A 21,524-nucleotide genomic window follows, 5' to 3' on the forward strand; every position below is an offset into this window, starting at 1 on the left:
GGCGACCTACCAGAGCGCTGCCGATGCGTTGCCGGGTCTGGAAGGTGTCGGGTGGACCTTCACGAAAGACCTGGCTGCGGGCAAGCACGTCGTCGGGGGGAACAGGCTGGGATCCTGGCGCAGGTCTGCCGGCAGCAGGCGCAGGGCGCCGGCGTTGGGGGTCGCCAGGTACAGTTCCTCGGTCGCCAGCACGGCATTGCGCGGCTCGTTGAGGAAATCAATGAAGCGCCAGGCGGCCGCCTGGTGCCGGGAGTTGCTGAGCAGGGCCACGCAGTCCACCCATAGCAGGCTGCCTTCGCGGGGCGTGACGAAGCGCCAGGGCTGTCCGGGGGTCGCGGCATTGAGCAGGTGCTGGTCGCCGCTGTAGCCCAGGGCCAGCTCGATGCGATCGCTGTAGGCCGGATTGTGCAGGGCGCTGACCACGTACTGATAGGTCAGCACCGCCGGGGCCTGGGCCTTGAGCAGGGCGAAGCTGCGTCGGAGCAGCTCGGGATCGTCGCTGTTGATGGCGGCGCCCAGGGTGATCAGGGGGGCGACCAGCAGATCGTCGTGGTCTTCGAGCATGGCGATATGACCGTGCAGGACCGGCTCCGGCTGCAGCAGCGGCTGCCAGGAAGAAGGCGCCTGGGCCAGGCGATCGCTGCGATAGAGCAGACCCAGGGTGCCCCAGACGTAGGGCACGGCATAGTCGCCGCAACTCTGGCGCCAGCGCGGATCGAGCTCGCGCAGATGCGGCAGGCGCTGAGGGTCGATGCGGGTCAGCAGGCCGTCCTGGCCGAGGCGGGTGGCGCTGACCTCGTTGATCACCACCAGGTCGAGATCGACATCGCCGCGCGCCAGGGTCGCGTCGCGCACGTCACTGCTGTCGAAATGGATTTCCTGCACGGTGGGATGGGCCTTGGCCCAGCGCTGCAGCAGGGTGTCGCTGAAGTAGCCTTCCCAGGTATAGAGCCGCAAGGACTCTGCAGCCGCCACGGGTGACGCGGGCAGCCCGGTAAGCACCAGGCTGCAGACAAGGGGGAGGCAGTAGCGCATGCGGACGACTCGGCGGCAAGGACTGACTTAACTAGGAGGGGCCGAAAGGCCCTGGCGTTCACCCCGGGAACGCCGGGGCTTCTGCCAGTCTAGGAGTCCGCTGGGTATTCGCCAGCCGCGGGCCGTCTATTGCAGGTGCTGGGCCTTGCTCAGTTCTGCAGCGGTGCCACGCCGGCACGCTGATGGGCGCGGGTCCAGGGCTTCTGCTCGTCGGCGAATTTCACCGCCAGCCGCTCCAGCACCCGTTGCGTCGGGGCATTGGTGCCATGCAGCAGCAACAGGGGCAACAGCAGCAGGCTGGCGCCCAGCGCGGCCTGGCGCGGTCTGAGGTTGACCTCCTGGCCCCGCAGCAGCCACAGCAGGCCGCCGCTGGCGGCGTAGCCGATGGGCAGGCCGGTCACCACTTCCGAGATCGAGTGATAGCCCAGCACCACCCGCGAGACGGCGATGAGCAGGGCACAGAGCGCGCCGAGGGCGGCTGCGCTCAGCCGCAGCGGCGGCCGCGCCCGGCTGGCCAGCAGCCAGCCGAGGACCGGCAGCACGCTGCCAACCAGCATGGAGTGGCCGCTGAAGCCGGTGAAGTCCAGGCGGGGGATGCCCAGGCCCCAGCCGAAGAAGGCGATCTTCGACAGGGCAACGCTGAGCCCGGCGGCACCAAACAGCAGCAACCAGAGCAGCGCCGCCCGCGCGGACAGACCGGCCAGCAGCCAGAGCGCGATCAGCACGGCGCAGGGAAGCATCACCGAAGAATCGCCGAAGTTGGTGATGAACAGCCACATGGATAAGCAGACTCCTGGGGAAGACGAGGCATTCTGACCATCAGATGCCCAGAGGTTGCATCGCGCGTGCCAGGCTGTGGACTGGTGCAAGAAAGCGCTGGGATCCCGCGTGCAGACCCAGAAAAAAGCCCCGGCACCAGCGGTGGCGGGGCTGTTTGCCGGGAGGCGTGTTACAGGCCGGCGGCGGCGCGCAGGGCGGCGGCGCGGTCGGTGCGTTCCCAGGTGAAGGTGGTGAAGGTGTCGTCGCCCACGGTGACTTCCTGCGGGTGGCGGCCGAAGTGACCATAGGCCGCGGTGGCCTGGTACATCGGGTGCAGCAGGTCGAGCATGGTGGTGATGGCGTAGGGGCGCAGGTCGAAATGCTCGCGCACCAGCTGCACGATCTTCTCGTCGCTGATCTTGGCGGTGCCGAAGGTGTTGATCGAGATGGAGGTGGGCTGGGCCACGCCGATGGCGTAGGACACCTGAATCTCGCAACGATCGGCCAGGCCGGCGGCGACGATGTTCTTGGCCACGTAGCGACCGGCGTAGGCGGCGCTGCGGTCGACCTTGGACGGGTCCTTGCCGGAGAAGGCGCCACCGCCGTGACGGGCCATGCCGCCGTAGCTGTCGACGATGATCTTGCGGCCGGTCAGACCGCAGTCACCCACCGGGCCGCCGATGATGAACTGGCCGGTCGGGTTGATGTGGAACTGGGTGTCCTTGTGCAGCAGCTCGGCGGGGATGACGTGCTTGACGATCAGCTCCATCACGGCTTCGCGCAGGTCGGCGTACTTGACCTCGGGATTGTGCTGGGTGGACAGCACGATGGCGTCGATGCCGACCACCTTGCCGCCTTCGTAGCGGCAGGTCACCTGGGACTTGGCGTCCGGACGCAGCCAGGGCAGCAGGCCCGACTTGCGTGCCTCGGCCTGACGCTCCACCAGGCGGTGGGAGAAGGTGATGGGCGCGGGCATCAGTACATCGGTCTCGTTGCAGGCATAGCCGAACATCAGGCCCTGGTCGCCGGCGCCCTGGTCTTCCGGCTTGCTGCGATCGACGCCCTGGGCGATATCCACCGACTGCTTGCCGATGATGTTGACGATGCCGCAGGTGGCGCCGTCGAAGCCCACGTCCGAGCTGTCGTAGCCGATGTCGACGATGACGTCGCGCACCAGTTGCTCCAGGTCGACCCAGGCGGAAGTGGTGACCTCACCGGCGACAATGGCCACACCGGTCTTGACCAGGGTCTCGCAGGCCACGCGGGCGTGCTTGTCCTGGGTGATGATGGCGTCGAGCACGGCATCGGAGATCTGGTCGGCGATCTTGTCCGGATGGCCTTCGGACACGGACTCGGAGGTGAACAGGGAATATTCGCTCATCGAATGGTTCCTAAATTACCAGGGGGTAGGGGCCCGCAGGCCGGTCGAGACAGCAGTTTCCTTGCTGGACATGACGCCCTTGAGCGTCGGGTCCGCCCGCCACTGGCCGGTTGGCCTCATGACGGGGTGTTTCCCTGATCCGGGCGCGCGAACTGACGCACCTGGATCTGAAAGCCGTTGCGCAGGCCCAGGTAGAGGCTTTCGCCCGCCTGCAGGCCGGCGGCCTGGGCCCAGCGCGCCAGTTCGTCCTGGTCGAAGCCGAGCCAGAGATCGCCACAGGCCGCGCGTGCCCAGGTCTGGTCGTGGGGGCAGAGGTCGGTGATCACCAGGCTGCCACCCGGTGCCACGCGCCGGGCCAGTTGCTGCAGGGCTTCCGCCGGTGCGGCCAGATGGTGCAGGACCATGTTGAGGACCACGCAGTCGGCCGCGGGCAGCGGCTCGGCGAGGGCGTCGGCCAGTTGCAGTTCGACATGGGCGAGACCATCGCGCTGGCAGCGCTGACGCGCCAGTTCGAGCATGGCCGGGCTGTTGTCCACCGCCACCACCCGGGCGAAGCGCCGCGCCAGGTCCGGCAGGAAGGCGCCGTCGCCCGGGCCCACTTCCAGGGCGCAGCCGCGCGGATCCAGGGCCAGGGCGTCCAGCAGGCTGAGCAGGCCGTCGCGGTACTGCGGCAGACTGGCGATGAGGTCCTGCTGGGCCTGGAATTTTTCCGCCACCCGGGCGAAGAAGTCGCGACTCACCGCCGCGCGCTGGGCATGCACCTCGCCGATCCGCGTCTGCACGGCGCCGGGCAGGGCCAGGCTGTCCACCTCTTCGAGCAGGGCGGCGTGCAGGGCGCCTCCCAGGCTGCCGGGACGCGGCAGGGCGCGGCGATAGAAGATGGCATTGCCCTCGCGGCGGGTGGCCACCAGCTGCGCCTGGGCCAGCACCTTGAGGTGGTGGCTGATGCCGGACTGGCCGGTGGCGAAGATCTGTGCCAGTTCCAGCACGCCGAAAGAGGCGCTGTGCAGGGCGCGCAGGACGTTCAGGCGCAGGGGATCGCCACCGGCCTTGCACAGGGCGGCGAGGGTGTCTCCTGGTTCCTGGCCGAGCGCCGGCACGCGTAGGGGATTCATGGGGCGCTAGTCTAGAGACCCGTCCCGGGCCTCGCAAGAAAAGCATCAAAAAGTTTTGATACTTGTCCGCAGCGGCTGGCCGCGCATACCTTCGCCGAGGAAGGTAAGATGCCCGGGCCTTTTGCTCAGCGGTCTTCGCGGCGTTGCGGTAACGACCGCGAGCCTCGCGCGTCCAACCTGCAGCCCCCTTCCAGGAGCGTCACCGGGTAACCCATGTCCGTCCAGCCACCATCTCCTTCCGCGCCTGCTGCCGGCACGCGCCTGGTGATCTGCGAGCACTGCGATTCGGTGCATCGCCTCGAACCCCTCGCGGTGGGTGAGCGGGCGCATTGTCTGCGCTGTGGCGCCTTGCTCTATCGCGCCAGCCGGCTGGATATCCAGGGTCTGCTGGCGCTGGCGATCGCCGCGGCGGTGCTGTTCGTGATCGCCAATGTCGGGCCGATCCTGCAACTCAGCTTTCGCGGCCTGCACAGCGAGGCGACCCTGCTGGAATCGGTGGTCGCCATGAGTCGCGGCTTCGCCGGACCCATGGCGCTGGTGGTGGCCATGACCCTGTTCGTGGTGCCGCTGCTGCAGATCGTCCTGCTGCTCTGGGTGCTCGGCTTCGCCCAGCTCGGCCGCCGCGCGCCCGGCTTCGCCACGGCCATGGTCACCCTGCATTACCTGCGGCCCTGGAGCATGATCGAGGTCTTCGTGCTCGGCGCCCTGGTGGCGGTGATCAAGCTCGCCGGGCTGCTGCACGTGGTGGTGGGCCTGGGGCTGTTCGGCATGGTCGGGCTGATGGTGGTCCTGCTGATCATCGCCAAGCGCGACCTGCACCCGCTGTGGGACGCCGTCGGGGAGCGCGAGCCGTGACCGCGCCCCAGCTGCCGCGCGCCGACGAACTCGGCCTGTGCCTCTGCCACGTCTGCGGCAAGGTCTGCAGCGCGCCACGCCGGCACAAGGCCGGCTGCCCGCGCTGCGGCTCGGCGCTGCACCGGCGCAAGCCGAACGTCTATGCCAAGACCTGGGCCTATCTGCTCGCCGCGCTGATCCTCTATATCCCGGCCAATACCCTGCCGGTGATGTTCACCGGTACCCTGGGCCGCGGCACGGAAAGCACCATCCTCGAAGGGGTGATCGAATTCTGGGAGAACGGCTCCTGGGGCGTCGCCCTGGTGATCTTCATCGCCAGCGTGGCGGTGCCCTCCATCAAGTTTCTGGTGCTCGGCACCCTGCTGGTGACCTGCCAGCGCCGCAGCGACTGGGCCACCGCCCAGCGTGCCCGGCTCTATCGCTTCGTCGAGCTGATCGGCTACTGGTCGATGCTCGACGTGATCGTGGTGGCCCTGGTCTCGGCGCTGGTGCACTTCGGTGCCCTGAGTTCGGCGGCGCCGCGCCTGGGTATCGTGTTCTTTGGTTTCGTGGTGGTGCTGACGATGCTCGCCGCGATGAGTTTCGATCCCCGCTTGATCTGGGATGCAGAGGTGAACGATGACGGACAGGCATGAACCCGACGCCCTGGCGCCTACCCCCGAGGTACGCCGCAGTCGCTGGAGCGTATCGCTGATCTGGCTGGTGCCCATCGTGGCGGCCCTGATCGGGCTGTCCATGGTGATCCACAGCTGGGCCTCGCGCGGTCCGACCATCACGGTGACCTTTCTCACCGCCGAGGGCCTGGAAGCCGGCAAGACCCAGGTCAAGTACAAGAACGTGGTGATCGGCACCGTCAGCGACATCCAGCTGGCGCCGGATCGCAACCGGGTGATCACCACCATCGAGCTGGAAAAGTCCGCCGAGGGCTTCGCCACCAAGGACGCCCGCTTCTGGGTGGTGCGTCCGCGCTTCGGCGTCAATGGCGTCTCTGGGGTCGACACTCTGGTGTCGGGCGCCTTCATCGGTGCCGACATCGGCGATTCCAGCGAATCCCATCGCGACTTCCGCGGTCTGGAGCAGCCGCCGGCGCTGATCCACGGGGCCTCGGGCAAGAGATTCATCGTCACCGCCGACGACATCGGCTCGCTGGACGTCGGCTCACCGGTCTATTACCGGCGCATCCAGGTCGGCCGGGTGGTGTCCTTCCACCTCAATCCGGATGGCAAGGGTGTCAGCGCCCAGGTCTTCATCGATTCGCCCTACGACCGCTTCGTCACCGCCAACAGCCGCTTCTGGAACGCCAGCGGGGTCGATGTCTCGCTCAGCGCCTCCGGGCTCAAGCTCAATACCCAGTCGCTGGCCACGGTGGTGGCGGGCGGCATCGCCTTCGTCACCCCGAATGGCCGAAGGATCCGCAGGAGGCCCAGGAAGACCAGAGTTTCACCCTGTTCGACGACCAGACCAGCGCCCTGGCCCCGCCGGATGGCGAGCCCTTCTATGTGCGGATGAGATTCCAGCAGTCGCTGCGCGGGCTGTCGACCGGAGCACCGGTGGAATTCCTCGGCATGAACGTCGGCCGGGTGGTGTCCCTGACCCCGACTACGAGGACAGCCAGGATCGCTTCTCGCTGATCGTCGGCGCGGTCATCTATCCCCAGCGGCTGGGTGACGTCGGCAAGCGCATCGAGACCAAGGACCGCGACGGCAAGCTGTTCGCCGGCTGGGTGGCCCGTGGTCTGCGCGCCCAGGCCCGCACCGGCAACCTGCTGACCGGCCAGCTCTACATTTCCGTCGACTTCGTGCCCAATGCGCCCAAGGTGGCCTTCGATCCCCAGGCCAAGCCGCTGTCGATTCCCACCGTCACCGGCAGCTTCGATCGCCTGCAGGAGCAGATGGCCGGCATCGTCAACAAGATCGACAAGATCCCCTTCGATTCCATCGGCAAGAATCTCGACACCAGCCTGGCGCAGCTCAGCGGCACCCTCAAGCAGCTCAACGCCGGCGTCCTGCCGCAACTGACCACCACCCTGATGGGCGTGCAGCAGCTCACCGGCAGCGCCAGCCAGAGCCTGGGCGCCGATTCGCCGGTGCAGCAGAATCTGACCCAGACCCTCGAAGAGATGCAGCGCATGGCGCGTTCCCTGCGCGTGTTCGGCGACTACCTCGGCCGCCATCCGGAATCCCTGATCCGCGGTCTGGTGACCGATCCGCCGCCCAAGTTCGAGCCGGGCTCCCGCGATCCCGCCAAAGGAAAACTGCAATGAAGCGCCTGACCTGCCTGGCTCTGCCCCTGCTGCTGGCCGCCTGTTCATCCAAGGCGCCGCTCAACTACCACACCCTGACCAGCGCCGCGGAACCCGCGTCCCAGGCGCGCACCGCGAATTTCCGCTTCGCCCTGCAAGGCGTCTCGGTCCCGCCGCAGGTGGATCAGCCGCAACTGGTGGTCCGCCAGGGCGACGGCATCGCCCTGCTGGAGAACGAACGCTGGATCGCGCCCCTGGCCGACGAGGTGCGCAGCGCCCTGTCCGCCGACCTGTCCCGGGACCTCGGTACCCTGGACCTGGGCGATGCCCGCGCGGCAGTGGTGCCCCGGTGCTGCGCATCAAGGTGGATCTGCAGCGCTTCGATTCGCAGCCCGGGCGTGGCGTGCAGCAGGACGCGCTCTGGACCCTGCGCCTGGCCGAACCGGGCGGGGAGCGGGTGCTCACCTGTGGCAGCCGGATCAGCCAGCCCGCCGGCGGCTCCTATGCCGAGGTCGTGGCGGCGCACCGCCAGGCCCTGGCGACCCTGGCCAGGCGCATCGAACCGGTGGCACGCGCCTTCGTGGTCGACGGCGCCACGGTCTGCCCGGCGGGCTGAGGCGACCGCGCCGATTGCTGGAAGTGCCCTGGCTGGGCCAGAATAACGGCCCCTTCGCTCTGCCTCTGCCAGGAGACACCGCAATGCCCAGCCGTCGTGATCGAGCCAACGCCATCCGCGCCCTCAGCATGGATGCCGTGCAAAAGGCCAACAGTGGCCACCCCGGCGCCCCCATGGGCATGGCCGACATCGCCGAGGTGCTCTGGCACGATCAGCTCAAGCACAACCCTGGCAATCCCCTGTGGGCCGACCGCGACCGCTTCGTGCTGTCCAACGGCCACGGCTCCATGCTCATCTATTCGCTGCTGCACCTGTCCGGCTACGACCTGTCCATCGACGACCTGAAGAATTTCCGGCAGCTGCACAGCAAGACCCCGGGCCACCCCGAATACGGCTACGCCCCGGGTATCGAGACCACCACCGGCCCCCTGGGTCAGGGCATCGCCAACGCCGTGGGCTTCGCCCTGGCGGAAAAGGTCATGGCCGCCCAGTTCAACCGTGACGGCCACCGGATCGTCGACCACCACACCTACGCCTTCCTCGGCGATGGCTGCATGATGGAAGGCATCTCCCACGAGGTCTGCTCCCTGGCCGGCACCCTGGGCCTGTCCAAGCTGATCGCCTTCTACGACGACAACGGCATCTCCATCGATGGCGAGGTCGAAGGCTGGTTCACCGACGACACCCCCAAGCGCTTCGAGAGCTACGGCTGGCAGGTGATCCGCAACGTCGACGGCCATGACGCCGACGAGATCCGGACCGCCCTGGACACCGCGCGCAAGAGCGACAAGCCCACCCTGATCTGCTGCAAGACCGTGATCGGCTACGGCGCACCGCACAAGCAGGGCAAGGAAGAGTGCCACGGCGCGCCGCTGGGCAACGACGAGATCCAGGCCGCGCGCGAGCTGCTCGGCTGGGCCCATGCGCCCTTCGAGATTCCCGCCGACATCTATGCCGAGTGGAGCGCCAAGGAGCGCGGCGCCGCCGCCGAGGCCGAGTGGAACGAGCGGTTCGCCGCCTACGCCCAGGCCCATCCGCAACTGGCCGCCGAGTTCAAGCGCCGCATGGCCGGTGACCTGCCCGCCGATTTCGCCGAGCGCGCCGCCGCCTTCATCCAGGACGTCGCCAGCAAGGGCGAGACCATCGCCAGCCGCAAGGCCAGCCAGAACGCCCTGCAGTTCTTTGGTCCGCTGCTGCCCGAACTGCTCGGCGGTTCCGCCGACCTGGCCGGCTCCAACCTGACCCTGTGGAAGGGCGCCCAGGGCGTCACCGCCGAAGACGCCAGCGGCAACTATGTCCACTACGGCGTGCGTGAATTCGGCATGAGCGCCATCATGAACGGCGTCGCCCTGCACGGCGGCCTGGTGCCCTACGGCGCCACCTTCCTGATGTTCATGGAATACGCCCGCAACGCGGTGCGCATGTCGGCACTGATGAAGCAGCGGGTGCTCTATGTCTTCACCCACGACTCCATCGGTCTCGGCGAAGACGGCCCCACCCACCAGCCGGTGGAGCAGCTGGCCTCGCTGCGCTACACCCCCAACCTAGACACCTGGCGTCCGGCCGATGCTGTGGAATCCGCCATCGCCTGGACCTCGGCCCTGGAGCGTCGCGACGGTCCCAGCGCGCTGATCTTCTCGCGCCAGAACCTGACCCACAGCGTGCGCGACGCCGCCACCCTGGGCAACGCCGCCCGTGGCGGCTACGTGCTCAAGGACTGCAACGGCGAACCCGAGCTGATCCTCATCGCCACCGGCTCCGAAGTCGGCCTGGCGGTGCAGGCCTATGACCGCCTGACCGCCGAAGGTCGCCAGGTGCGCGTGGTCTCCATGCCCAGCACCAGCGTCTTCGACCGCCAGAGCCCCGAGTACCGCCAGCAGGTCCTGCCGGTGGAAGTCGGCGCGCGCATCGCCATCGAGGCCGGCATCGCCGACTTCTGGTACAAGTACGTCGGTCTCGACGGTCGTATCATCGGCATGCACACCTACGGCGAATCCGCTCCGGCGGCGGCGCTGTTCGAGCACTTCGGCTTCACCCTGGACAATGTCCTGGCGGTGGCCGGCGAGTTGCTGGAAGACTGAGTCCTGTTGCGGTAATCCGAAAAGCCACGCCCAGGCGTGGCTTTTTCGTGTCCGGGATTCGGCACGCGCTCAGGGATTCACCCGGATGCTCGGGCCAGCCAGGGTGACCCCGCCGGCATCCAGCTGCACAAAGCTGCCGCCGGTCCTGAGGGTGAGGCGGGCGCCGGCTTCCAGGACGATCTTCTGGCCACTGTGCAGCCGGATCTCGCTACCGGCCTCGACCAGCAGGCTGCCGTCCAGCCGCAGATGCTGACTCGTGTTTATGTCCAGGTGATCGTCGGCGCGCACCTCGGTGCGGCGTTCGCCCCGGGTGATGCGGTGTTCCTCGGCGTGGAAGGTGCTGTAGCTGTTGCCCCGGATGCGCTGATGGCGCTCGTGGCCGATCTCGCTGCGGTGGTCGTGGCCGATGCGTTCGTCCCAGTCGCGCTGGGCATGCACATGGATTTCCTCCTGGCCCTGGCGATCCTCGCTGCGAATTTCGTTGTAGCCGTGGCCCCCGGGGCTGCTCAGCGTCTTGAAGGTGCTGCGGGTCTGGTCCCTGGGCAGTTCCAGCGGCGGACGCTGCTCGGCGTGGTACAGGCAGCCGATCACCAGCGGCTGATCGGGATCGCCTTCGAGAAAGCCGACCAGTACCTCCATGCCGATCCGCGGCAGGCTCAGGGCGCCGTGGCCGTTACCGGCCCAGCCGCTGGCGACCCGCAGCCAGCAACTGCTGTGCTCATCCGCCTGGCCTTCGCGATCCCAGTGGAATTGCACCTTGATCCGGCCCAGGGCATCGCAGTGGATTTCCTCGCCGGCCGGTCCGGTGACCACGGCGCTCTGGGCGCCCAGCAGCCGGGGTTTGGGATGGCGCAGGGGCAGGCGGAAGGGCAGCGCCCACGGCCGCGCGACAAAGCTGTTGCGATAGCCCTGGGCGAAGCCGTCGGCCGGGATCCGGTCGGTAACGTCTTCCTCCAGGACCTGCAGCTGGCGGCCCTGGTGCTGGATCTCGGTCAACAGCCAGAGCTGATTCCAGTCGGCGCGCGGATGCTGTTCCAGCGGCAGGAAGTGCCCGCTCACCAGGCTGGGCTGGTCGCTCGTGCCCTGGGCCTGGAGGGCGTCGCCCCGCAGACGCTCCAGGCGCCGGCTGCTCAGGCGCTGCCCGCGTGCGCGATCGGTGAAGCGACCGGGAAAGCCATAGTCCTCCAGCGCGGGCTGGGCCGCAGCGTCCGTACTGCTCTGCAGGCGCAGCCGAGGTTGCAGCGGATCGTGATCGCGCAGGAGGCTGGCGCTGCTGCGGATCTGCAGCGCGACCGCCAGGTGACTGATCGCGGGCTCGTCCGCCACCAGGCCGCTGCCGGCTAGATAGCGGGTGGCGCCCAGCTGCGCAAAGCTGGTGGCGTCATCGCCAAAGACCAGCACATGACCGTCGCGACGATGCTGGTGGTGAAAGTGCAGGCCCTCTTCCTCGCAGAGCCGGGTGAGAAAGGCCAGATCGCTCTCTCCGTACTGTACGCAGTAGGCGCGCGGCGGATAGCGCGTCGGTCCCAGGGCGAAGCGATAGTCGCCATCGAGGATGCCGTGCTCCTCGAGGAGCTGCGCGAGGATCTCGGGGACGCTGCGCCCCTGGAAGAGGCGGGAATTGACGCGGTGAGCCAACTGGGCCAGGCGTGGCACCAGCTCGGCTCGATAGCGGGTCAGGCGTCGACCGGAATCGCCCTGGGCCACGGCGGCGAGCTGGCCGTGGATGCCCCGGTCACCTGCACCCAGGGCGAGAAAGGCGGAGCGCTGCAACAGGGACTCCAGCGGCCAGTCCGGGCGCTCGCTGACCAGTTCGAGCTGGAAGCGATAGGGCTGGCCGATGGCTTCGTGGCCGTCGAAGGCGAGCACCTGGAAATCGTGGGCGACGCCATCCAGCGTCAGGGTGAAGGTCGGGGCGTTGGCTGAGCTGGACATCGCATCGCATCCTTGCGAATGGAAAATTCCAGTTTGCGCTACAGGAGTGCACCGGCTCAAGCGCTGGAAGGCGCATGCTAGAGCCTTTTAGCAGGCAGGTTCTGGCGCGGTGGCGGGCTAGGACGCCGCGAAGAGATCCCGCGGCGGTGGCAACGCGCCTTCCAGCTCCAGCAGGAATTGCTTGGTCGGCAGGCCGCCACCAAAGCCGGTCAGGGCGCCGGACGCCCCTATCACCCGGTGGCAGGGCAGCACGATGGGCAGCGGATTGCGGCCATTGGCAGCGCCCACCGCGCGCATCGCCTGGGGTCGGCCGAGGTGGCTGGCGAGCTGACCATAGCTCCAGGTCTGGCCGTGAGGGATCTCCGCCAGGGCCTGCCAGACCGCCAGCTGGAAGGGGGTGCCGCGCGGTGCCAGCGGCAGCTCGAACGTCTGGCGCTGGCCGGCGAAGTACTCGCCGAGCTGCGCGCGGGCCAGGTCGAGGATCGGATGGTCGGCGGCGCTCCAGCTGGCATCGCGCTTGGCCAGGTAGCGATTCTCGGGAAACTCCACCACGCGCAGGCCACTGTCGTCGGCGGCCAGGGTAAGCGTTCCTATGGGGCTGTCCAGCAGGCAGTAGGCGATCATCGGGGCGACTCCATGGCGAGACGGGTGGGTACGGGTTCGGCGGGGGCGTCGGCAGGTGCCTTCCAGGTGGCCTCGCGCCAGACCTGCATCACCCCGTAGGCGCGCCAGGGTCGCCAGGCTTCGGCGCGGGCGTACAGGGCCTTGGCGGTCAGGCGCTCGCCGGGCGGCGCCAGGCGTTTCTGCAACACCAGGTCTTCCACCGGACAGGCATCGGGATGGGCGAGGGCGCGCAGGGCGATGTACTGGGCGGTCCAGGGACCTATGCCCTTGAGCGCGATCCAGCGCCGGGCGAAGTCGTCCAGGGTGCGCCCGGTGTCGAAGTCCACCTCGCCGGTACGCAAGGCCCGGGCCACCGTGCCGAGGGTACCGGCGCGGGCGCGGATCAGGCCGAGGCCGGTGAGGTCTTCCAGGGCGGCATCGGCCAGGGCCTCCACCGTGGGAAAGAAGTGGTGCAGACCGGCTGGCGGACGACTGGCCTCGTGGCCGGGCTCGCCCCAGGGCCGCCCGAAGCGCTGCACCACCCGGGCGGTCATGGTGGTGGCCGCCACCACGCTGACCTGCTGACCGATGACGGCGCGCACGGCGATCTCGAAGCCGTCCCAGCCGCTGGGCAGGCGCAGGCCGGGCCGGCGCGCCACCAGTTCGGCCAGGGTCGGGTCGACGGAAAGGCCCTGGGCGATGGCTTCGGGATCGGCGTCCAGATCGAACATGCGGCGGATGCGTGCCACTGCCGCCTGCAGTTCGCCGGGTGCGGCACCGTGCAATTCCAGGCGCAGCGCCGGCGTGTCGGCATCCCAGACCGAGACGCGCAGCCAGCCCGGCTGTTCGGGCGTGCCAATCACCCGGGCGTAGCTGGTGTCGTCCAGCACCTCCACTCCGGGCAGGGCGTGACCGCGAAGGAAATCCAGCTGGGCGGCAAAATCATAGGGCGGACGATAGGCCAGGCGCAGGACCAGCACCGGCGAAGCCGCGGCCTGGCCCTTGCGCACCTGGCTGGGGGCCAGGTCGTAGGCATCGCGAAAGGCGGTGTTGAAGCGTCTAAGACTGCCGAAGCCGGCGGCCAGGGCCACCTCGGTGATCGGCAGCCGGGTCTCGCTGAGCAATTGCTTGGCGAACAGCAGCCGGCGGGTGGTGAGCACCGCCAGGGGCGCGGCGCCCAGGCGCTCGACGAACAGCCGGCGCAACTGGCGTTCGCTGAGATCGAGGCGGGCGGCGAGGGCGGGCAGACCGCCTTCCTCCAGGCCTTCGTCCATCAGTCGCAGGGCACGCGCCAGGGTGGCGTCACCGCGTTGCCAGTGGCCGCCGGCAGGGGAGAGTTCCGGGCGGCATCTCAGGCAGGGGCGATAGCCGGCGGCCTCGGCGGCCGCGGCGCTGGGGTAGTAGCTGACGTTTTCCGGGCGTGGCGGTTGCGCCGGGCACACCGGTCGGCAGTAGATGCCGGTGGTGAGCACCGCGGTGTAGAACAGGCCATCGAAACGCGGGTCCCGCGCCAGGCGGGCGCGTTCGAAGGCGGGTATATCGGGGAAGGCGTTCATGGCGGCAGGTTAGCACCGCCAGGTAGGGGCGACTGGCCGTTTTCGGACGGGGCCGCTGAGGTAGAGAGCTATCGCGGCCATGGGCGGGCGTCTGATAGAGCAGCTGTGCTATCGCGGCCATGGGCCGCTCCTACAAAAGCAGCGCTGCCCTGTAGGAGCGGCCCATGGCCGCGATAAGCCGTACTACTTATTAGCGTAGTAGCGTGGAAAACGGCGCAGCCTTTTCCACTGGGACTTTGTCGCGAGGGACGCCCTCTCCCCAAGGGAGAGGGGGCTTGCCGGAGCAGCGGGTTGGCTCAGAAATTCCAATCCTCGTCTTCGGTACTCACCGCCTTGCCAATGACATAGGACGAGCCCGAGCCGGAGAAGAAGTCGTGGTTCTCGTCGGCGCTGGGCGACAGGGCGGCGAGGATCGCCGGGCTGACGTCGGTCATGCTGCTGGGGAACAGCGCTTCGAAGCCCAGATTCATAAGCGCCTTGTTGGCGTTGTAGTGGAGGAATTTCTTCACGTCCTCGCTCCAGCCCACGCTGTCGTAGAGGTCCTCGGTGTAGGCCACCTCGTTGTCGTAGAGGTCCTGCAGCAGCTCGTAGGCGAAGTCCTTGACCTGCTGGCGGCGCTCCGGACTTTCCTTGGCCAGGGCCTGCTGGAATTTGTAGCCGATGTAATAGCCGTGCACCGCCTCGTCGCGAATGATCAGGCGGATCAGGTCGGCGGTATTGGTCAGCTTGGCGCGGCTGGACCAGTACATCGGCAGGTAGAAGCCCGAATAGAAGAGGAAGGACTCCAGGAAGACGCTGGCCACCTTGCGCAGCAGCGGGTCCTCGGCGTGGTAGCGCGCCAGGATCAGGTCGGCCTTGGTCTGCAGATAGGGATTCTCCTCGCTCCAGCGATAGGCCTCGTCCACATCCGGCGTCGAGCAGAGGGTGGAAAAGATCGAGCTGTAGGAGCGCGCATGGACCGCCTCCATGAAGCCGATGTTGGCGATCACCGCTTCCTCGTGGGGGTGACGGCATCGGCCAGCAGGGTTGGCGCGCCCACGGCGTTCTGGATGGTGTCCAGCAGGGTCAGGCCGGTGAAGACGCGGATGGTCAGCTGCTGCTCCTTGGGCGTCAGGGTCGCCCAGGAGGGGATGTCGTTGGACAGCGGGATCTTTTCCGGCAGCCAGAAGTTGCCGGTCAGGCGGTTCCACACCTCCAGGTCCTTGTCGTCCTGGATGCGGTTCCAGTTGATGGCGTTGATGAGCTTCAGGCGCGGCGCGTTGACGGGTGCGTTCATGATGATTTCCTCACAGGCTGCAGGACACGCAGCCCTGCACCTCGGTGCCTTCCAGGGCGGCCTGGCGCAGGCGGATGTAATAGAGCGTCTTGATGCCCTTCTTCCAGGCATGGATCTGCGCCCGGTTGATGTCGCGGGTGGTGGCGGTGTCGCGAAAGAACAGCGTCAGCGACAGCCCCTGGTCGACATGGCGGGTGGCCTCGGCATAGGTGTCGATGATCCTTTCCGGGCCGATCTCGTAGGCGTCCTGGTAATACTCCTGGTTATCGTCGGCCAGGTAGGGCGCCGGGTAGTAGACGCGGCCCAGCTTGCCTTCCTTGCGGATCTCCACCTTGGCGACGATGGGATGGATGCTCGAGGTGGAGTGGTTGATGTAGGAGATCGAGCCGGTGGGCGGGATGGCCTGGAGGTTGCGGTTGAACAGCCCGTGCTGCATCACCGAGGCCTTGAGTTCCTGCCAGTCGGCGCGGGTCGGCAGGCGGATTCCGGCGACCTCGAACAACTCGGCCACCCGTGAGGTACGGGGGGTGAAGTCGCCCTCGGTGTACTGGTCGAAATAGGCGCCGCTGGCGTACTTGGAGTCGGCGAAGCCCTGGAAGCTCTGGCCGCGTTCGATGGCCAGGCGATTGGAGGCACGCACCGCGTGGTAGGTGACGGTGTAGAAGTACAGATTGGTGAAATCCAGGCCTTCCGGCGAGCCGTAGTGGATGTGTTCGCGGGCCAGGTAGCCGTGCAGGTTCATCTGGCCCAGGCCGATGGCGTGGGAGGCGGCGTTGCCGGCGGCCACCGAGGGCACGCAGCGGATGTCGCTCATTTCCGAGACCGCGGTGAGGCCGCGGATGGCGGTCTCCACGGTGCGGCCCAGGTCCGGTGAATCCATGGTGCGGGCGATGTTCAGCGAACCCAGGTTGCAGGAGATGTCCTGGCCGATGTGCTCATAACCCAGGTCTTCGTCGAAGCGGCTGGGAGTGTTGACCTGGAGGATCTCCGAGCAGAGGTTGCTCATGTTGATGCGTCCGGCGATTGGGTTGGCGCGATTCACCGTGTCTTCGAACATCAGGTAGGGATAGCCGGACTCGAACTGGATTTCCGCCAGGGTCTGGAAGAATTCCCGGGCGTTGATCTTGCGCTTGCGAATGCGCGCGTCGGCCACCATCTCGGCGTATTTCTCGCTGACGCTGATGTCGGCGAAGGGCACGCCATAGACCCGCTCCACGTCGTAGGGCGAGAAGAGGTACATGTCGGCATTGCGCTTGGCCAGTTCGAAGGTGATGTCCGGGATGACCACGCCGAGGGACAGGGTCTTGATGCGGATCTTCTCGTCGGCGTTCTCGCGCTTGGTGTCGAGGAACCTGAGGATGTCCGGGTGGTGGGCATTGAGATAGACGGCGCCGGCGCCCTGGCGCGATCCCAGCTGGTTGGCATAGGAGAAGGCGTCTTCCAGCAGCTTCATGATCGGAATGATGCCCGAGGACTGGTTCTCAATGCGCTTGATCGGCGCCCCGACCTCGCGCACGTTGCTCAGCAGGAAGGCCACGCCACCACCACGCTTGGACAGCTGCAGCGCTGAATTCACCGCGCGGCCGATGGACTCCATGTTGTCTTCGATGCGCAGGAGGAAGCAGGACACCAGCTCGCCGCGCTGGCGCTTGCCGGCGTTGAGAAAGGTCGGGGTGGCCGGCTGGAAACGGCCGCTGATCATCTCGTCCACCAGGGACTCGGCCAGCTGTTCGTCACCGCGCGCCAGACTCAGGGCAACCATGCACACCCGGTCTTCGTAGCGTTCCAGGTAGCGCTGGCCGTCGAAGGTCTTGAGGGTGTAACTGGTGTAGTACTTGAAGGCGCCGAGAAAGCTCTGGAAGCGGAATTTGTAGGCATAGGCGCGCTCGAACAGCGCCTTCACGAAGGCCGGCGCATATTGCTCCAGCACCGCCGCCTCGTAGTAGCCCTTGTCCACCAGATAGCCGAGTTTCTCGTCCAGGTTATGGAAGAACACCGTGTTCTGGTTGACGTGCTGCAGGAAGTACTGCCGCGCCGCCTGGCGGTCCTTGTCGAGTTGCAGCTCGCCGTTGGGACCATAGAGATTGAGCATGGCATTGAGTGCGTGATAGTCCGCGTCGCTGCCGGTCGGGGTCAGGCCTGCCGTTGCCAAAAGTCGTTCACTCCCGTGCGCACCCGGTCGACATCCTCCGTCGTGCCGAGCAATTCGAATTGGTAGAGCAGGGGCACCGCGCATTTCTGGGCGACGATGCGTCCACCCAGGCAGTAGCCCTCGCCGAAGTTGGTGTTGCCGGCGGCAATGACGCCGCGGATCAGGGCGCGATTGTGCGGATCGTTGAGAAAATGAATCACCGGCTTGGGCACCGCGCCCTTGCTGCCCCCACCGCCATAGGTCGGCAAGACCAAAATGTAGGGCTCGCGGGCCTTGAGCGGTTCGGCGGCGGGATCTTGGGGAATGCGCCGCGCCGGCAGCCCGAGTTTCTCGACGAATCTGTGGGTGTTCTCCGAGGTGCTGGAGAAATACAGCAGCTCGCCCATGGCCCGGGCCTCAGGCCACCAGCTGGCCGAGCTTGTCCGGGCGGAAGCCGGCCCAGTGGTCGTTACCGGCCACTACCACCGGCACCTGGCGATAGCCCAGGGATTCCACGGTCTGGCGCGCCTGGGCGTCCTGCTCGATATCCACCACCTGGTAGGTGATGCCCTGACGGTCCAGGGCACGATAGGTGGCGTTGCACTGCACGCAGGCGGGCTTGCTGTAGATGGTGATGGTCATGGCTGACTCCTGTCCGTAGTGGGGCGAATTCAAAGGAAAAAGCCTGTCGCCAGCCGGCGTTTGCCAGAGCGGCGCGGGTCTTTTCCTTCGAGCGCGGCTTGGGCCTCAAGTTCGGTCCAGATACTACATATGGTGTTTTGTAATTTCTACAACACAACAAGTGGGGTTTTTGATCTGGGTCATGCCTTTGATCTATCGCCCTCGGATGACGGTTTTCGCCAGGCCATGGGCGAAGCGTCAGGTAGCCCCGCAACCCCTGGCACTACCTGCATGGCTTCCCTGCAGACCGCGATCCGTTGTCGCTGCGGCAGGCATGTCGGGCCAGGCGGCGGATTTCTTTCCTGTCTGCCAAGGAGAGCGCCTTTTTGTAGTGCGAAAGTCGACCTGACTACCCTGGCGACTCCCATTCGTCGTCGAACCGCCGCATAATCGGCCTTTCGCTTGCGCCCGGGTCCGTTCACGCATGAGTTCCGCTCGCTATCGCCTCGCTCTCAACGGCTACGGTCGCATCGGTCGTTGCGTGTTGCGTGCGCTGCACGAGCGTGGCGTGGCCACCCAGCTCGCCATCGTCGCCCTAAACGATCTGGCCGACCGGCCCAGCCTGGAATACCTCACCCGCTTCGACTCCACCCATGGCCGCTTTCCCGGCCGGGTCGTGCTGGAGGGTGAGCGCCTGCGCATCGGCGATCAGGCCCTGGAGATCCGCCGCGAAGCTGAGCCCGAGCGGGTGGACTGGCGGGCGCTCGACGTCGATCTGGTGCTGGAATGCTCCGGCGCCTTCAGCACCCGTGCCGAGGCCGGGCGTTTTCTCGCCGCCGGTGCGCCGCGGGTGCTGTTCTCCCAGCCCATGGTCAGCGAGACCGACGTGGACGCCACCGTGGTCTACGGGGTCAACCAGCAGGCCCTGCGCGGTGACGAGACGCTGGTCTCGAATGCCTCCTGCACCACCAACTGCAGCGTCCCGGTGCTGAAACTTTTGCACGAGACCCTGGGTCTGGAGTACGTCTCCATCACCACGATTCACTCGGCCATGAACGACCAGCCCGTGATCGACGCCTACCATGCCGAAGATCTGCGGCGGACGCGTTCCGCGTTCCAGTCGATCATCCCGGTGGCGACCGGCCTGGCGCGTGGCATCGAACGGCTGCTGCCCGAGCTCGGCGGGCGCATCCAGGCCCGCGCCGTGCGCGTACCCACGGTCAACGTCTCCTGCCTGGACATCACCTGCATCGTCGGCCGCGACACCACGGCGCCCGCCCTCAACACCCTGTTGCGTGACGCCGCCCGGAGCGGTCCCCTGGCCGGGCTGATCGACTACACCGAGTTGCCCCACGCCTCCTGCGATTTCAACCACGATCCCCATTCCGCTATCGTCGATGGCAGCCAGACCCGCGTTTCCGGCCCCCGGCTGGTCAATCTGCTGGTGTGGTTCGACAACGAATGGGGCTTCGCCAACCGCATGCTCGACGTCGCCGGCCATTGGCTGCGCATCGCCAAGCCCACCTGAAACAAGCACAACTAAGGGATTGCCTGTATGTCCGTGTTGAAAATGAGCGACCTCGATCTGAAGGGTAAGCGCGTCCTGATTCGCGAAGACCTCAACGTTCCGGTGAAGGAAGGCCAGATCAAGAGCGATGCCCGCCTGGTCGCCGCCCTACCGACCCTCAAGCTGGCCCTGGAAAAGGGTGCCGCGGTGATCGTCTGCTCGCACCTGGGCCGTCCCACCGAGGGCGAATTCAGCGAGGAAAACAGCCTGGCACCGGTCGCCGCCTATCTGAGCAAGGCCCTGGGTCGTGACGTGCCGCTGGTGAAGGACTATCTGAACGGCGTCCAGGTCGAGCCGGGTCAACTGGTATTGCTGGAGAACGTGCGCTTCAACGTGGGCGAGAAAAAGAACGCCGACGAGCTGGCGAAGCACTATGCCGCCCTGTGCGACATCTTCGTCATGGACGCCTTCGGCACCGCCCACCGCGCTGAAGGCTCGACCCACGGCGTGGCCAAGTTCGCCAAGGTTGCCGCGGCCGGTCCGCTGCTGGCCGGCGAGCTGGACGCGCTGGGCAAGGCGCTGGGCAATCCGGCCCGGCCGATGGCAGCCATCGTCGCCGGCTCCAAGGTGTCCACCAAGCTGGACGTGCTCAATTCCCTGGCGCAGATCTGTGACCAGCTGATCGTCGGCGGCGGCATCGCCAACACCTTCCTGGCCGCGGCCGGCTACAAGGTCGGCAAGTCGCTGTACGAAGCCGATCTGGTGGACACCGCCAAGGCCATCGCCGCCAAGGTCAGCGTGCCGCTGCCGGTGGACGTGGTGGTCGCCAAGGAATTCGCCGAGACCGCCGAAGCCGTCACCAAGTCGATCAACGACGTGGCCGACGACGACATGATCCTCGACATCGGCCCGGTCAGCGCCCAGCAATTCGCCGACCTGCTCAAATCGGCCAAGACCATCCTCTGGAACGGTCCGGTCGGCGTCTTCGAATTCGACCAGTTCGGCGAAGGCACCCGCACCCTGGCCCAGGCCATCGCCGACAGCGACGCCTTCTCCATCGCCGGCGGTGGCGACACCCTGGCCGCCATCGACAAATACGGCATCGGCGAGAAGGTCTCCTATATCTCCACCGGTGGTGGCGCCTTCCTCGAATTCGTCGAGGGCAAGGTCCTGCCGGCCGTCGAAGTCCTCCAGCAACGCGCCCAGGAGTAATCGCCATGCGTATGCCGCTGCTCGTCTGTTCCGCTGTCCTGATGCTGGCCGGTTGCGCCGGTGGCAATACCGACAAGGCCTGCGCGGTGTTCGCGCCGCCGCCCGCGGCGGCCGCCACGCCCACGGCGCAGAACGGCGAGCGCGTCGATACGCTCACCGGCAACGCCAGCCGTCCTGCCAGCGGTTGCGCCCAGTGAAGGGGCGCACGCTCGCCCTCGGGCTGCTGAGTCTCGCCCTGCTGGCCGGTTGCGCCGGTCGCGGCGCGCAGCAAACCGGCGGCTGGACCCACTGGGTCTGCGATTCCAAGGCGGCCTTCGACTGGCGCTATGTGGATCGCAGCCAGTCCATCGTCGACCTCAAGCTGGAAGGCGATGGCCTGATCCGCCATCTCAACCGCGAACCGGCCACCGATGGCCAGTCCTATACCGACGGGCTGGTGGCTTTTCACATCCGCGGCGACCAGGGCCTCGTCTACTGGATCGCCAACAACGACCTCATCGGCCGCGGCTGCCGGACGCCTTGAGCGGGCGAATGTCAGCTGAACCGATTAATCCAGGGCGGCCAGGGGTCGGCCGCTTGAACCCTGCCAGCCGCTCATG

General features: G+C 67.0%; 18 protein-coding genes and 3 pseudogenes. 10 read left to right on the top strand and 11 right to left on the bottom strand.

Annotation, left to right across the window (positions count from 1 at the left end; genetic code table 11):
• Window positions 1–6: 6 nt before the first annotated feature.
• From BGI51_RS09060 to BGI51_RS09075, 4 genes are all read right to left on the bottom strand, one after another.
• Window positions 7–1,035 (bottom strand): polyamine ABC transporter substrate-binding protein, encoded by a 1,029-nt coding sequence (locus BGI51_RS09060; protein ID WP_252977250.1) that lies wholly within the window; start codon window positions 1,033–1,035, stop codon window positions 7–9.
• A gap of 149 nt (window positions 1,036–1,184) precedes the next feature.
• Window positions 1,185–1,814 carry a phosphatase PAP2 family protein gene (locus BGI51_RS09065; protein ID WP_187980927.1) on the bottom strand — a complete coding sequence of 210 codons (630 nt, stop codon included), beginning with the start codon at window positions 1,812–1,814 and terminating at the stop codon, window positions 1,185–1,187.
• A 170-nt stretch (window positions 1,815–1,984) separates the two neighbouring features.
• Entirely contained in the window at window positions 1,985–3,175 is a 1,191-nt protein-coding gene (metK, locus tag BGI51_RS09070; protein ID WP_064307819.1) for a methionine adenosyltransferase, read from the bottom strand.
• A 116-nt stretch (window positions 3,176–3,291) separates the two neighbouring features.
• Entirely contained in the window at window positions 3,292–4,290 is a 999-nt protein-coding gene (locus BGI51_RS09075; protein WP_133860510.1) for an ArsR/SmtB family transcription factor, read from the bottom strand.
• A gap of 213 nt (window positions 4,291–4,503) precedes the next feature.
• Here BGI51_RS09075 and BGI51_RS09080 point away from each other — a divergent pair, with 213 nt between their 5' ends.
• The 6 genes and pseudogenes from BGI51_RS09080 (at window position 4,504) to tkt (ending at window position 10,084) form a co-directional block, all read left to right on the top strand.
• The gene (locus tag BGI51_RS09080; protein WP_133860511.1) at window positions 4,504–5,145 is read left to right on the top strand and encodes a paraquat-inducible protein A; all 642 of its coding nucleotides are present in this window, start codon (window positions 4,504–4,506) and stop codon (window positions 5,143–5,145) included.
• Window positions 5,142–5,780, top strand: a complete 639-nt coding sequence (locus BGI51_RS09085) for a paraquat-inducible protein A (RefSeq protein ID WP_187980928.1) — start codon at window positions 5,142–5,144, stop codon at window positions 5,778–5,780. Before BGI51_RS09080 ends, BGI51_RS09085 begins: the two co-directional genes overlap by 4 nt.
• A pseudogene (locus BGI51_RS24025) lies at window positions 5,764–7,408 on the top strand (intermembrane transport protein PqiB). Before BGI51_RS09085 ends, BGI51_RS24025 begins: the two are co-directional and overlap by 17 nt.
• Window positions 7,405–7,647 (top strand): annotated as a pseudogene (locus BGI51_RS23445) (ABC-type transport auxiliary lipoprotein family protein); the annotation flags it as partial. The pseudogenes BGI51_RS24025 and BGI51_RS23445, both read left to right, overlap by 4 nt.
• 89 nt (window positions 7,648–7,736) lie before the next feature.
• On the top strand, window positions 7,737–8,003 hold the full coding sequence (locus BGI51_RS23450) for an ABC-type transport auxiliary lipoprotein family protein (protein ID WP_252977253.1): 267 nt from the start codon (window positions 7,737–7,739) through the stop codon (window positions 8,001–8,003).
• 83 nt (window positions 8,004–8,086) lie between these two features.
• Window positions 8,087–10,084: a transketolase gene (gene tkt / locus BGI51_RS09100; protein ID WP_187980929.1), complete on the top strand. Its 1,998-nt coding sequence runs from the start codon at window positions 8,087–8,089 to the stop codon at window positions 10,082–10,084.
• A gap of 69 nt (window positions 10,085–10,153) precedes the next feature.
• On the opposite strand, the gene tssI is transcribed toward tkt, so the two are convergent.
• From tssI to nrdH, 7 genes and pseudogenes are all read right to left on the bottom strand, one after another.
• Window positions 10,154–12,019 (bottom strand): type VI secretion system Vgr family protein, encoded by a 1,866-nt coding sequence (tssI, locus tag BGI51_RS09105; protein ID WP_187980930.1) that lies wholly within the window; start codon window positions 12,017–12,019, stop codon window positions 10,154–10,156.
• A gap of 117 nt (window positions 12,020–12,136) precedes the next feature.
• Window positions 12,137–12,643, bottom strand: a complete 507-nt coding sequence (locus BGI51_RS09110) for a methylated-DNA--[protein]-cysteine S-methyltransferase (RefSeq protein WP_187980931.1) — start codon at window positions 12,641–12,643, stop codon at window positions 12,137–12,139.
• The gene (locus BGI51_RS09115; RefSeq protein ID WP_187980932.1) at window positions 12,640–14,178 is read right to left on the bottom strand and encodes a DNA-3-methyladenine glycosylase 2; all 1,539 of its coding nucleotides are present in this window, start codon (window positions 14,176–14,178) and stop codon (window positions 12,640–12,642) included. Before BGI51_RS09115 ends, BGI51_RS09110 begins: the two co-directional genes overlap by 4 nt.
• A gap of 296 nt (window positions 14,179–14,474) precedes the next feature.
• Window positions 14,475–15,565, bottom strand: a pseudogene (nrdF, locus tag BGI51_RS23860) (class 1b ribonucleoside-diphosphate reductase subunit beta).
• The gene (nrdE, locus tag BGI51_RS09125; protein ID WP_252977254.1) at window positions 15,465–17,606 is read right to left on the bottom strand and encodes a class 1b ribonucleoside-diphosphate reductase subunit alpha; all 2,142 of its coding nucleotides are present in this window, start codon (window positions 17,604–17,606) and stop codon (window positions 15,465–15,467) included. Before nrdE ends, nrdF begins: the two are co-directional and overlap by 101 nt.
• A complete protein-coding gene (gene nrdI / locus BGI51_RS09130; RefSeq protein ID WP_027598230.1) occupies window positions 17,588–17,992 on the bottom strand; it encodes a class Ib ribonucleoside-diphosphate reductase assembly flavoprotein NrdI in 405 nt (134 codons plus the stop codon). Before nrdI ends, nrdE begins: the two co-directional genes overlap by 19 nt.
• Window positions 17,993–18,002: 10 nt before the next feature.
• Window positions 18,003–18,227 carry a glutaredoxin-like protein NrdH gene (gene nrdH / locus BGI51_RS09135; protein ID WP_133860521.1) on the bottom strand — a complete coding sequence of 75 codons (225 nt, stop codon included), beginning with the start codon at window positions 18,225–18,227 and terminating at the stop codon, window positions 18,003–18,005.
• A gap of 463 nt (window positions 18,228–18,690) precedes the next feature.
• Here nrdH and epd point away from each other — a divergent pair, with 463 nt between their 5' ends.
• The 4 genes from epd to BGI51_RS09155 are packed head-to-tail and all read left to right on the top strand — an operon-like array spanning window position 18,691 to window position 21,448.
• Window positions 18,691–19,734: an erythrose-4-phosphate dehydrogenase gene (gene epd / locus BGI51_RS09140; RefSeq protein ID WP_187980934.1), complete on the top strand. Its 1,044-nt coding sequence runs from the start codon at window positions 18,691–18,693 to the stop codon at window positions 19,732–19,734.
• 27 nt (window positions 19,735–19,761) lie between these two features.
• The gene (locus BGI51_RS09145) at window positions 19,762–20,925 is read left to right on the top strand and encodes a phosphoglycerate kinase (RefSeq protein ID WP_187980935.1); all 1,164 of its coding nucleotides are present in this window, start codon (window positions 19,762–19,764) and stop codon (window positions 20,923–20,925) included.
• Window positions 20,926–20,930: 5 nt separating this feature from the next.
• On the top strand, window positions 20,931–21,122 hold the full coding sequence (locus BGI51_RS09150; protein ID WP_187980936.1) for a hypothetical protein: 192 nt from the start codon (window positions 20,931–20,933) through the stop codon (window positions 21,120–21,122).
• The gene (locus BGI51_RS09155; protein WP_187980937.1) at window positions 21,119–21,448 is read left to right on the top strand and encodes an MliC family protein; all 330 of its coding nucleotides are present in this window, start codon (window positions 21,119–21,121) and stop codon (window positions 21,446–21,448) included. The genes BGI51_RS09150 and BGI51_RS09155 overlap by 4 nt, the downstream gene beginning before the upstream one ends.
• Window positions 21,449–21,524 lie beyond the last annotated feature (76 nt).

This window comes from Pseudomonas oryzihabitans (assembly GCF_014522265.1).
GTDB lineage: Bacteria > Pseudomonadota > Gammaproteobacteria > Pseudomonadales > Pseudomonadaceae > Chryseomonas > Chryseomonas aestiva.